12 protein-coding genes and 3 pseudogenes are annotated in these 11,934 nt (G+C 53.8%); 8 read left to right on the top strand and 7 right to left on the bottom strand.

Translation table 11 applies throughout. The features are described from left to right. Together BLP82_RS17165 and BLP82_RS17160 are read left to right on the top strand one after the other, a co-directional pair. Nucleotides 1-270, top strand: a 270-nt coding sequence (locus BLP82_RS17165) for a transposase (RefSeq protein ID WP_170842331.1), incomplete at its 5' end; no start/stop codon positions are given. Nucleotides 271-326: 56 nt separating this feature from the next. Continuing rightward, a pseudogene (locus BLP82_RS17160) lies at nt 327-556 on the top strand (IS3 family transposase); the annotation flags it as partial. Nucleotides 557-588: 32 nt separating this feature from the next. On the opposite strand, the gene BLP82_RS32060 reads toward BLP82_RS17160, so the two are convergent. From BLP82_RS32060 to BLP82_RS31685, 3 genes are all read right to left on the bottom strand, one after another. Beyond that, nucleotides 589-987 (bottom strand): EamA family transporter, encoded by a 399-nt coding sequence (locus tag BLP82_RS32060; RefSeq protein ID WP_368665053.1) that lies wholly within the window; start codon nt 985-987, stop codon nt 589-591. Beyond that, nucleotides 884-1,138, bottom strand: coding sequence for a hypothetical protein (locus BLP82_RS31690; RefSeq protein WP_256574165.1), 255 nt, complete (start codon nt 1,136-1,138; stop codon nt 884-886). The genes BLP82_RS32060 and BLP82_RS31690 overlap by 104 nt, the downstream gene beginning before the upstream one ends. 132 nt (nt 1,139-1,270) lie before the next feature. Then, on the bottom strand, nt 1,271-1,846 hold the full coding sequence (locus tag BLP82_RS31685; RefSeq protein ID WP_256574164.1) for an aminotransferase class III-fold pyridoxal phosphate-dependent enzyme: 576 nt from the start codon (nt 1,844-1,846) through the stop codon (nt 1,271-1,273). Nucleotides 1,847-2,093: 247 nt separating this feature from the next. Between BLP82_RS31685 and BLP82_RS17145 the strand changes: the two are divergent. After that, nucleotides 2,094-2,419 (top strand): annotated as a pseudogene (locus BLP82_RS17145) (ATP-binding protein); the annotation flags it as partial. A gap of 301 nt (nt 2,420-2,720) precedes the next feature. Here the strand turns inward: BLP82_RS17145 and BLP82_RS17140 are convergent. After that, on the bottom strand, nt 2,721-4,181 hold the full coding sequence (locus tag BLP82_RS17140) for an NAD-dependent succinate-semialdehyde dehydrogenase (RefSeq protein ID WP_092170465.1): 1,461 nt from the start codon (nt 4,179-4,181) through the stop codon (nt 2,721-2,723). A gap of 259 nt (nt 4,182-4,440) precedes the next feature. On the opposite strand from BLP82_RS17140, the gene BLP82_RS17135 reads away from it, so the two are divergent. From BLP82_RS17135 to BLP82_RS17120, 4 genes are all read left to right on the top strand, one after another. Next, a complete protein-coding gene (locus BLP82_RS17135) occupies nt 4,441-5,766 on the top strand; it encodes an omega-aminotransferase AptA (RefSeq protein WP_092170462.1) in 1,326 nt (441 codons plus the stop codon). 141 nt (nt 5,767-5,907) lie between these two features. Continuing rightward, the gene (locus BLP82_RS17130; protein ID WP_371914140.1) at nt 5,908-6,258 is read left to right on the top strand and encodes an ATP-binding cassette domain-containing protein; all 351 of its coding nucleotides are present in this window, start codon (nt 5,908-5,910) and stop codon (nt 6,256-6,258) included. Between the two features lie 113 nt (nt 6,259-6,371). Continuing rightward, nucleotides 6,372-7,877, top strand: coding sequence for a MocR-like pyridoxine biosynthesis transcription factor PdxR (locus tag BLP82_RS17125; RefSeq protein WP_092170459.1), 1,506 nt, complete (start codon nt 6,372-6,374; stop codon nt 7,875-7,877). A gap of 786 nt (nt 7,878-8,663) precedes the next feature. Beyond that, nucleotides 8,664-9,809: an MFS transporter gene (locus BLP82_RS17120; RefSeq protein ID WP_092170456.1), complete on the top strand. Its 1,146-nt coding sequence runs from the start codon at nt 8,664-8,666 to the stop codon at nt 9,807-9,809. 331 nt (nt 9,810-10,140) lie between these two features. Here BLP82_RS17120 and BLP82_RS31185 read toward each other — a convergent pair whose 3' ends face one another. Together BLP82_RS31185 and BLP82_RS31180 are read right to left on the bottom strand one after the other, a co-directional pair. Beyond that, entirely contained in the window at nt 10,141-10,314 is a 174-nt protein-coding gene (locus BLP82_RS31185) for a hypothetical protein (RefSeq protein ID WP_170842330.1), read from the bottom strand. Nucleotides 10,315-10,494: 180 nt separating this feature from the next. Beyond that, the gene (locus tag BLP82_RS31180) at nt 10,495-10,659 is read right to left on the bottom strand and encodes a hypothetical protein (RefSeq protein ID WP_170842329.1); all 165 of its coding nucleotides are present in this window, start codon (nt 10,657-10,659) and stop codon (nt 10,495-10,497) included. Nucleotides 10,660-10,807: 148 nt separating this feature from the next. Between BLP82_RS31180 and BLP82_RS32055 the strand changes: the two are divergent. Continuing rightward, nucleotides 10,808-10,891 (top strand): annotated as a pseudogene (locus BLP82_RS32055) (hypothetical protein); the annotation flags it as partial. 42 nt (nt 10,892-10,933) lie between these two features. On the opposite strand, the gene BLP82_RS17110 reads toward BLP82_RS32055, so the two are convergent. Next, nucleotides 10,934-11,785 carry a LysR family transcriptional regulator gene (locus tag BLP82_RS17110; RefSeq protein ID WP_092170447.1) on the bottom strand — a complete coding sequence of 284 codons (852 nt, stop codon included), beginning with the start codon at nt 11,783-11,785 and terminating at the stop codon, nt 10,934-10,936. Between the last annotated feature and the right edge of the window lie 149 nt (nt 11,786-11,934).

Here is an 11,934-nt window from a genome sequence, read left to right as displayed (position 1 = left end):
GATGAAGTGCTGGCGCACATGGCGTTTCCCAAGGCGCACCGGCAGCAGTTGCACAGCACCAACCCACTTGAGAGGCTCAACGCCGAGATCAAACGCCGCACCGATGTCGTGGGGATTTTCCCCAACGATCCAGCCATAACGCGGCTGGTGGGGGCAATGCTGCTGGAGCAGAACGACGAGTGGTGCCTGCAACGACGCTACATGCAGTTGGAAGCCTTCGAGGCGGTCAGCGATAATCCACAGGCCAAGCTGTCGGCCGTGATCAACTAAACGGCAAGCTCAATGGCTAGAACCATGATGAGTTACACCACTTCCTGGGACACGATCTCGTGTCGATGATGCAAGACGACGGCGAACAGATCGGTCGTTTCAAGGTGCGTGGCCTGGCGCGGGAACTGGGTTTGATCAGTAAGCAGCCGGGCTCGAACTCCTATAAAAAAAGGCAACGGTGGAGTGACCTGATATTCAGAATACTCTGAATCAAAAGTTCGATATACCCGCGCCCAATCAGCTTTGGTGTGGCGACATTACTTACATCTGGGCGCAAGGAAAATGGCTATTTTGACATCGCGAGACCCTCAGGCGACGTCAAGATCTACGTTGGGGGTCAAGCGCGATACGCGCGATTCGAAGCTCCGTGACTGCAATGCCCAGAAGGATTAACGCCGCCCCTGCAAGTCTTTCGGGGGGAAAGTGATCTCCAGCGAGAAAATAACCAAACACCCCACTAAACACAGGTTCGCAAATAAGTATTAGTGCGACCTTTTCAGGGGCAAGCACAGCCTGAGCACGATTTTGAATGGCGTAAGGCAAGGCAGTAGCGAACAGCGCCAGCGAAAGGATGGTAACTGTCGTAGGGAGGGCGCTGGGAAAAGAAAACTGGTTACCAGCCAAGCTCCATATCAAAGAAAGCGAGCCAACCAGCCCCAGCTGGATTGAGGTTGATGCCATGGAGATGGCGGGTGTTGCGAACGTTGAGACAATCACGATGTGTAATGCGAAGCATGCAGCACACCCCAAAATCAGTAGATTCACCGTAGTGCAGCGTGAATCCGTCAAGGCTCAGTAAACCGAGCCCAAATACGGCAATAGCTGTTCCTGCAGCCTGTTTAGGACTTGAGAAAGTGTTGGCAATCATGAACGCCATTGCTAGTGAGTTAAACCGGAGCCTCAAATCTCTACTAGGGGGATCAACAAGCATTGCCTTGCCGAGTGACCATTTGCAGATCCTTTTTCAGAGACTTACCGTTCACCCATTATCGAGGCGGAGCTAAATCCCCGCTATCCTTTCGGGGGTATTTGCCTGAGCCATGCAAGTTGATTTCGCTGACGCTGACGCTGAAGCAGCGGTCAGATCAAAAACTCTGGGTTTGGTCTTTAGACGGCAGATAGTACAAGGGGAGACGAAGGGGCTAGAGCAAGCGGGTGCATCATTAAGCGTTCGCGCGAATGCAAGTGCGCAGTGCTTCCACGAGAGCTTCAAGTTCCTGAGGTGTTGCGTCAAATGGCGGAGCGAAGACTGTTTGATCTTCGACCAGCGCAGGTAGAAGCCGGCTTCGTACAGGGCTTCAGTAATCCGATGACCTCGAATGCCCGGTTGATCTGGGATGGAGGCGAATTCAACGCTGCCGGCGAAACCAACGTTTCGAATGTCGATCACATTTGGCTCTCCTTTGAGAGAGTGAAAGAGTTCTTCGAAAAGCTTTTCCTTCTCTTCTCTAACCTTCTGACCCACACCTTCATCGTGGAATACATCGATTGTCGCCAGGCCTGCCGCTACCGCTACAGTATGAGCGGAGTAAGTATAGCCGTGGAATAAGCTGTTGGTGTACTCAGGCTGAGCCATTAAGGTCTTGTAATTTCGTTGGTCATGATGACGCCGCCAATAGCTGGGAGCCGTTCGTGACGGTCTTGGCGAACGTAATCATGTCCGGTTCCACGTGAAAGGTCGGGCAGCAAAGTTAGCGCCCATACGTCCAAAAGCCACAGATCACTTCATCAAAGATCAGCTGGATCCCATTTTTGGTGCAATGTCTTGCAGGGCTACAGGTATCCCTGTGGTGGTACGAGCACACCAGTGGAGCCTGCCAGCCTTGGTGATACTTGATGAGCTGGGGTATTTGTCTTTTAGTCAGAGCGGCGGCGCCCTGTTATTTACCTGCCGTCCAACCTGTACGAGTACACCAGCGAGGTCATCACCACCAACCTCAGCTTCTCGGAATGGTCGAGTGTGTTTGGCGACGCCAAAATGACCACGGCGCTGCTGGATCGGCACTGCCATATAGTTGAAACAGGCAACGAGTCTTACCGCCTGCAACACAGCACCTTGGCCGCCCATACAAAGATCAAAAAGCGCGAACGAAGGCGCAAGGACGGAGATGATATCGAGGACGATGAGCCATTTTTATCCGCACCATAAATGCCCCGCTGCATGCATACATGCGGTGGGGCTTGATGCGTCTTGAACCGGGACACTGCTGCTAAGCTTATCCACAATTGCTGGGGCAAAAATTAGCAATCCGTCCTGGGTCAATTTTCAATCGGCAGGGTGGGTCAGCTTTCAATCAACGCCAACACTTACGGTTGCGGTTACAGGAAGGGTCATCCCTACCAGGCTTTTGACTTTTTGCAGCTTCGTTTTCATTGTTGTTCTCCAAGCGCATTTTAAGCACGCTGGTGGACATGCAGTTTCCCAAAAAAAGCAACTGCCGGAATTGGCGTCAGATGCCTCCTACGCATATGTATTTGATTTCCAGATAATCTTCGATGCCATAAGCAGAGCCTTCACGGCCTAATCCCGATTGTTTGATGCCGCCGAAAGGTGCCATCTCGTTAGAGATAAGCCCTGTGTTGATGCCAACCATGCCAGACTCCAGTTGCTCGGCAACGCGCCAGGCACGGGAATGGTCGCGGGTGTAGAAATACGCCGCCAAGCCGAACTCGGTATCGTTGGCTTGCTCGACCACCTGATGCTCGTCTCCGAAGCGAATCAGAGGGGCTACCGGGCCAAAAGTCTCTTCGCGATTGACCAGCATTGAGGGGGTTACATCAACCAGCACGGTCGGGGCATAGAAGTTGCCGCCCAATTCATGGCGAGCGCCTCCGACTAGCACTTTTGCGCCGTGCATGCACGCATCTGCTACGTGCGATTCGATCTTCTCGATGGCCTTGCCATTGATCATGGGCCCTAGCGCAACATTGGGTAGAGTGCCTGGCCCTACCTGCAACCGCTTCACCTCGGCGCTCAAGCGTGCGGCGAAAGCATCGTAGATACCGCTTTGCACAAAAATGCGATTGGCGCTGATGCAGGCCTGCCCGCCATTGCGAAACTTACACGCCATCACACCGGCGACTGCAGCGTCCAGATCAGCATCGTCATAGACAATGAAGGGAGCGTTGCCACCGAGCTCGAGGGAGACTTTCTTGATGGTGTCAGCACACTGTCGCAACAGAATCCGGCCCACTTGTGTAGAGCCGGTGAATGACACCTTGCGCACGTCAGGATGAGTACTAAGCACTTCGCCCACTTCGTGACCACGGGCGGCGGTGATCACATTGAAAGCACCATTGATAACCCCTGCCTGGCGGGCCAACTCCACAAGAGCTAGGGCGCTTAGTGGAGTGTCCTCTGCCGGCTTGACCACTATGGTGCAGCCGGCAGCGAGCGCCGGGGCCACTTTGCGAGTAATCATCGCCATGGGGAAGTTCCAGGGAGTAATCGCTGCGACGACACCGATAGGCTGCTTGATCACGACGATGCGGCGATCATCCGATGGTGCCGGGAGGACATCGCCATTGACTCTCTTGGCCTCTTCAGCGAACCACTCAACGTAAGCCGCCCCGTAATCGATCTCGGCTCGAGCTTCGGCCAACGGCTTGCCCTGTTCCAGCGTAATCAGGGCCGCTAGGTCTTCTCTATTGGCCAGAATCAGATCGTGCCAATCCCGCAAGATCCGTGCACGCTGCTTTGCGGACTTTGCCGACCAATCCTTCCCAGCAGCCTTGGCACTCACTACGGCCTCAGCGGCATCCACTGCTGACATGTCCGGCACCACGGTGATAAGTGCGCCAGTGGACGGGTCGAGTACCTCGTAGGTGCGGCCATCCAGCGCAGCAGTCCACTCACCACCGATAAATGCCTGATTACGAAAAAGTGTCGGGTTCTTGAGTGTTACGGCCATGTCCGGATCCTCGGATTGTTGGTTCTCTGGAACCGACAATAAGAGTCATGGCCGCAGGACAGTAGATCCACTTTTTCGGCCTGCTTAGAGCCATTCGGAGAATTACCAAAACAGGGAAGACCCTGTAATAGTCAGCACTATTACGGGGCTTGTGCCAGTTTGAGGTGGACTCAACCGGGCAGAAAAAGTGGCTCTATGCGCCTCTAGCGAACTTGGTTAGATTTTCTCCATCTACGAACAAGATCCCAGAGGAAAGCCCATGGATACCCCGCTCACCACAGAACAACTGAATTCTTACTTCATCGGTTTTACCCCCAATCCACTTTTCAAGCTCAAGCCGCGCCTCATAACCGGTGCCCAGGGCAGTTACCTGCACACCACCGACGGAAAACAGGTATTCGATGGGTTTTCAGGTCTGTGGTGTTCGGGTATGGGGCATAGCCATCCGAAAATCGTTGAGGCCGTACAAAAACAAGTCGCCAAACTGGACTATGTCTCTGCCTTCTATATGAGCCATCCAGCGGCGTTTACCCTGACTGAGAAAATTGCAGCGCTCGCTCCAGATCCACTCAACCACGTGTTCTACACAACCGGCGGCTCCGACGCGGTCGACAGTGCGCTGAAACTTGCACTGGGCTATCACCGCCTGAAGGGCAATGCCGGTCGCACGCGGATGATCGGCCGTGAGCGCGGATATCATGGCGTGGGATTTGGCGGTATCTCGGTCGGTGGCATGGTTGGTAATCGCAAGATGTTTTCGACCCTGACCCTGCCTGGTGTCGATCATCTGCCGCATACTCACAGTTCAGAGCACATGGCCTTTTCCAAGGGACAACCTGCGTGGGGGGGGCATCTGGCTGACGATTTGGAGCGCCTAGTGGCCCTGCATGACGCGTCAAACATTGCGGCGGTGATCGTCGAGCCAATGGCCGGCTCTACCGGGGTGCTCGTGCCACCGGTTGGCTATCTGCAGCGCCTGCGCGACATCTGCACAAAGCATGGCATCCTGCTCATTTTCGATGAAGTGATCTGTGGCTTCGGGCGCATGGGCGCCAACTTTGCTGCACAACGCTTCGGTGTGGTTCCGGACATGATTACCTTCGCCAAAACCGTCACCAATGGCACTCAGCCGCTCGGTGGTGTCATCATGTCCAGCGAGATCTACAACACGTTCATGGATCAGCCGGAATTCACCAACAGTGTGTTCCATGGCTACACATATTCGGCCCATCCGGTAGCGGTGGCAGCGGGTTTGGCGGCTTTGGACGTATTCTCTTCCGAGGGTGTGGCGGACAAGGTGCGAGAAAAGGAACACCTATTCCAGGAGTTACTGCACTCGCTGAGGTTTGAGCCTAATGTGGTGGACGTTCGCAACATTGGGTTCGCGGGGAGCGTGGAGTTCGCCAGCCTACCCGGACAGCCAGGCGTTCGCGGGCACCGTATTACGGAAGCACTCTACGAAGCAGGTTACTACTTGCGCTGGTCTGGAGACCAGGCCGTCTTCGCGCCACCTTTCGACGCCACTGCGGATGAGCTGGAATCCTTGGTGGAGGCATTGCGTAAAAGTATCCGGTCGAACGCCTGACTGGTTATCGACAGAACTGATGGGAGTCTGCAACAGGCTCCCATTTGTGCCCGCCGGAATTTTGAGCTCCTTCTCGATGCGCCCTCGACAATTTCCGTTGCCGCGCTGATACGCGGACTTCTCGATCAGCAGCGCCATACCTTGCCTACCATCGACACACGCAGCCGCAATTCCAAAACGCAGATCGCCCTCGCGCACGGGAGAACAGAAACAACGGGTTGCGATCGCCAAGGGTTGGCAATGGGCCGTGAAGTGATCTTGTTCGACGAACCTACTTCCGCCTTGGATTCGGAGCGTGTGGGTGAAGTGCTTCAGTTGCCGAAAGACCTATCATCTGAGGGCTGCACCATGATGTTCGTTACCCACGAAATGGAGTTTGCTCGGGCGGTTTGGGATCAGGTGGTCTTCCTTGAGCAAGGGGAATCATCGAGCAGGCTACACAACAGAAGTTTTTCAGCAGTCCAGAAACCGAGCGAGTCAGGAAATTCCTAGAGCTCGTCGGTTGATGTTTACCTGCTTGAAGATGCTAGTCTCGTGAAGTGTCGGGCAGTGCTTTATTTCTTTGCCGGGAGTGACTTTCACTTTTGGTCGTGTGTGAGGTTGAAATGACGGCATCCCTGATTGGTGAGCGCATTCAAGATCTGCTTGATAGGCGCTCTGCTGTTTCCCTACAGCAGCAGCTGTATCGCCATCTCCGGATCATGATTGAGGAAGGTACATTGCGACCTTCCTCAAGACTCCCTTCTACGCGGAGCCTTGCCGCACAGATAGGTGTCTCACGAATAACCGTCGTTGCTGCCTTCGACATGCTAACCGCTGATGGATACTTGGTAGGAAGCATTGGCAGTGGGACGTTCGTAGTAGAAAGGCCGCCTATTCGATCGATGGTTGCCGTCTCTCGCGCAGTTGCACCTGATGCCATTTCACTGCGTGGCCAACTGATTCTGTCTGGTGCCGCGGGTCTGCAGGAGCGAGAGGGAGCATTCCTACCAGGTGTCCCAGATGTATCGGCTTTCCCTTATGCAATATGGCAGCGGTTGCAAAGCTGTTATCTAGGACAAAACCTCGCCCAGTTGAGCGGTTACGCCAACGGCGGAGGCTATCTACCACTACGCCGAGCTTTGGCTGACTATCTGCGCGTTGCCAGAGGAGTGCGATGCAGTCCGGATCAGGTTCTTGTGACAATGGGAACACAGCAGTCCCTGGATCTGATTTTGCGACTGCTCACGGATGCCAATGACCAAGTTTGCATAGAGAACCCTTCCCACTGGGCCGGTGCGCTGATGTTGAAGTCGCTGGGGGTGCGCTCTATTCCTGTACCTGTGGATCGGGAAGGCATCGACATGCGTGATGAGCATTTCTCAATGAACCCTAAGCTGGTTTTTGTGACTCCGTCGCATCAGTTTCCATTGGGAAGTATTTTGTCCAGCAGTCGACGCGAGCGCTTGCTGCGGCAAGCAGCGCAGCGAAATTTCTGGATAGTTGAGGATGATTATGACAGTGAGCTTAGGTACGACCAAGCACCGTCTCCGTCTTTGCAAGGTGAAGATAATTCTGGCCGTGTTATCTATCTGGGTACCTTCAGTAAGGTGATGTACCCAGGTCTACGCATGAGTTACATGGTTGTACCGCCCTCACTTGTGAATTCCATGGTGAGAGGACTGTTGAGCCTCTATCGCCCCGGACATCTACCTCTCCAGGCTGCACTTGCTGATTTCATCAATGACGGTCATTTGACTCGACACCTGATTAATGTCCGTCCGCTGTATGCAGCGCGCCAGGCAGAGCTTCGTAGATGTCTTGCTGAGACGTTCGGTGAGGCTATCACTTTGAGCAGCGGGTTCGCGGGGCTGCATTTGACACTGCGTTTTCGTCGAATTGTAGATTTGGATGCTTTGCAGGCTGAGGCCGCCAAGCGTGATGTTCTGCTGAGGAGATTGAGCGCTTTCAACCATGACGTTGGACCATTCGAGGATGGCTTCGTCCTAGGGTATGGAGCTCTCAACCAAGCAGACATTGGCGTGGCGGTGCGAAGTCTGCATGAGGCGTATCTGAGCATAGAAAAGTCCGCGCCAGTTCAAGCAGACCACTACCGAGGCAACGGGTCATGATCGACAGCAAACTCCACATATTCTTTCACAGTAACTTGGACGACCCAAACCTCTGGTGTCACGCCTTATCAGATATGCCGGGGCCAATTCATTTCAGCGTCGATGGCTTTTGTGAAAGACCGGCGACGGTAGATATTGCGCTGCTGTGGACTACACCAATTCAGTGACTGGCTGCCTTCACGCGATTAAAAGGCCGTGCTTTCTCTGGGAGCCAGGGTGAACCAGCCTGATCTTTTGGAAGCAAGTACGGAGCAGTGGGTGGTTAGCTGCTCTGTCGCGCTACAGGCTTCATCTGTTGAGCTGTGCATGCATGCGAAAAACGCCGTTCGCTCGTTCGATAGTCCACTTTGGCAAGGGCTCTTAAAATGGGCGTATCTGATGCCAAACATTAAGTTTGGCGGTTGATACGAAGGGTTCTTCCAGTCCCGATGTCCGTTTAGAACAAAAACGTTTCGCGTTATCATAGCTGATTTTGCTAGTGTGCGATAAACGTAGTGCGAATATGCCTGGGGAAGTACCCAGCCAATCGTTAAGTGGGAACAAAATGAGTGATGCCTTGGTTGTGCTAAATGAGGGTCGTAAACTCAGCAAGAAATTCTCGCTTACTGACGTAATTGTCTATGGTTTGCTTTACTTTGGTCCAATTGCTCCTGTTCCTGTCTTTGGAGCGATTCACAATATATCTCCAAAGCTCTCAAGGACGCATGCGTCAGCAAAGTTTTTACTATCAGCCTACGACTTAAGTTACGGGTATGGTGTCTGTTTACCAGCTACAGGTTTTATTAGATGAATGATACGGAACAAGCTTTTTTTACCTCCAATACGCTACCTGCTTCCAGATATGCATTCTTCCTAGCGGGATGTGGTATGGGCGCATGGGCACCTTTGGTTCCATTTGCTAAGGAAAGGGCGCAGATAGGTGAGGCGGAACTTGGTCTGCTGCTCCTGGGCCTTGGTACCGGAGCAATGTGCATGATGCCGTTTGTGGCACGTTTAGCGAATCGAATTGGTTGCAGAAGTACTGTCTATCTTGCAAGCGCTTTTACCGCTGTTGGCTTGGTTGGCCTGGCAACTGCCACCTCATATTGGGTGCTCTTGGCTTTTTTGCTTCTGTTTGGGGCCGCCATCAGTACAGCCGATGTAAACATGAATCTTCAAGGCTCGCTAGTTGAGCGCCACCACGGCAAGCAGATGATGTCTGGCTTTCATGGGCTATTCAGCGTCGGAAATATTTTTAGCGCGGGCACGGTAAGCCTGCTGCTCTGGCTCGGCCTCAATCCCGTACAGTCAATCCTTATATTGGCTCTTGGATTGGGCGTGGCGCTCTTGTCTTTTGGTCGTCACATGCTCCCGTTCGCGGAACTAGGGGGGGCGCCAGCCAAAATGAAGCCAACCAAGCTGGTGTTGCTACTGGGGGCGCTGTGCTTCATCGCTTTTCTGGTTGAAGGTTCTATGCTCGACTGGAGTGCCGTCTATCTGACTTCGAACCGGGACGTGGAGCCTAATATTGCGGGCATCGGTTACGCCGCGTTTTCCGTGACCATGGCAGTAGGGAGGCTGTTAGGCGATTGGATCGTAAGCAAGGTCGGCTCGCGAGCAGTGCTACTGGTAGGAAGTGTATTGGCAATGGGCGGCATGACGTTGGCGGTGGGCATCGACCATTGGATAGTTTCGGTTTTGGGGTTCGTACTCGTCGGATTAGGAATCTCGAATCTTGTTCCGATATTTTGCTCCAAGGCCGGGCATCAGACTGTTATGCCCGTCGCTCAGGCCCTGGCAATCATCAACGCGATCGGCTACCTAGGCATACTGATGGGGCCAGCTGCGATTGGATTTATCGCTCATGCTACGTCCCTAAGCTTCTCTTTGCTCTTCACCTCAACGTTACTGATCCTTGTCCTCTGCAGCGCCAAGATCGCATCATACAAATAGCGTTGAGCCTGGCAGTTTGTCGTCAATTGGAAATATTTTGCGCCCAGAGCTAAACAGGGGGCGCAATTGTCGCAAGGCGAAATTTTATTTCCGATAGTCTCAGTTCATAATAATCTGGGAGACTTGCAACGATTCGACACGCTTGTTTGGCCGCTCTATTGACACTGACTGTATCAAGTGCCTTTGGCGCTCCCCGCTACGATCATCTATGCGTGCTCTATGGAGCGCTTAAAAATTTCAAGGGCCTCGCATAATGGCTCTTCTAAACAAGCCGGCTTTATGCGCTGAATTTGGACGCGGATAATACTGAGCATTTTCTCTGCATTTAGGTTCACATGTTTATGAGCAAGTAAGCGTCCTGCTCATCAAGCGACATCACGCCCTTGAAGATGGCGAAGATCGAGCGTTCGCATTCGGAATAGGCAGCCATTATTTGGCCAGTTTCTTGTAAAAGCTCGGGCGCAGGACCTATTTGATAGTCGGATTTCGGTTTACCTTCTGCCACATTGACCTCCAAGTCATAAACGCGCCGAGATTAGTGCAATCCCAGTCCTTAGGTTTGTAGGCAAAAGACCGGGAAAATCCGTTGCGTGAGGGCGCAGGCTATTATCGGAGCGAGGCGGGACATTACTGGGGATTCATACAGACGAAAGAACGCCCCGACGTAGCCGGACCTGTAGAGGAGTCATTCAACGCGAATCTTTCTTTGCGCGTGCTGACGGGAAGACCCTTCATTCCGCCTCCGAAGCCAGGTGACGAGCGCATGTACTGGATGGAGGACGGCGGCGAGTACGCCAAGCAGCATGATGGTGAAGATGATGATCAGCGGGATACTTTCGTGCGAGAACATGGTGGGTTACTCCTGTAGTCACTATGTCGGAACCCGCAGAATAGACGCGTTGAAGGATGATTTCGATGAAAGTGTGTTCATCATTGTGCGCTTACTTTGTGCTACGGCATGGCTTGAAAAAATGCTCGAGCGATCAGCTAAAAGTCGAGCATTCGCCAATGCAGCAGGCGAGGGCGCTGACGTTGCGCTTTCGATGAATGTCGTTGTCTGGAAGGGTGCTATCGCCGGGGGGACGATCACTGCTTATTGAGACTGACCCTCGCAAAGCGAGACCCTACGTACCAATCATTTCACCCGCCAGATCCGCCAGGGCGCGGAGCCTGTCCATCTGCTTCATATCGTGGTGATAGCCCATCCAGATATCGCGTCCTGGTGGTTCACTGCCGACGTCTAGCAATCTCAGGGCGGTCAACTGATCGCCAAGCACGCGTGGCAAGACTGCCACACCCAATCCGCGGGCGCACATCTGCGCCTGAACGGTACGGCTGCTGCTGGTGAACACGGTTTTGGCGCGGGGAAACATCTGTTGTAGCCAAAGCACGTCGGGGTAGTGTGCTTGCGCCGTGTTCATGAGGATCAACCCGAGGCCTTTTCCATCTTCCGAGGGTGAGAAGGGTAAGTGCGCTGCAACGTACAGTCCGTAGCTGAGTGTCGTCAGCCGACGCTGAACGATGTCCGGTTCAGTGAACGGCACGATGCGAAAGGCGATATCCGCATCGCGGCGAGTCAGATCGAACAGGCGATGTCCGGGGATCACCTCTGGAACGATCAACGGGTACCGTCGCGACATTTCGTCGAGTACAGGGGCGAGCACATAGCAGGCGAACCAGTCCGCCGATGAAATTCGCAACAGGCCCTCAGGTTGATCGCTGTCGCCCGCCAGGTGCCGCTCAATGGAAAGAGCGCTTCGCTCCATTTCCTCGGCCAGACCCAGAATTTTTTCACCGCTGTCCGTCAACACAAGACCTTGCCCGGTGCGGCGGAAAAAAACCTGCCCGCTGTGCTGCTCAAGAACGTGAAGCCGCCGTCCTACGGTGGGGTGGCTAACGCCCAGTTGCTTCGCGGCAGCGCCCAGCGAGCCGGTGCGGACAATCGCCAGAAAGACGCGTAAGTCGTTCCAGTCCATGGGCTCATCCCCAACAAAAATGAACGGCGAAGATGCAGCAATGGCAGTCCCGTTGCAACCCCATGGCGGAACAGAGCTGGCGGAAGTTGCCGCATATGCCCATTGCTGGAAGCGAGCTTTTCAAGTCGGCTCTTGCCACCGACTGAAGA

This window comes from Pseudomonas sp. NFACC37-1 (assembly GCF_900101575.1).
GTDB lineage: Bacteria > Pseudomonadota > Gammaproteobacteria > Pseudomonadales > Pseudomonadaceae > Aquipseudomonas > Aquipseudomonas fluorescens_AA.
The sequence above is the reverse complement of the archived record's forward strand: the minus strand, read 5'-3'. Positions and strand labels throughout refer to the sequence as shown.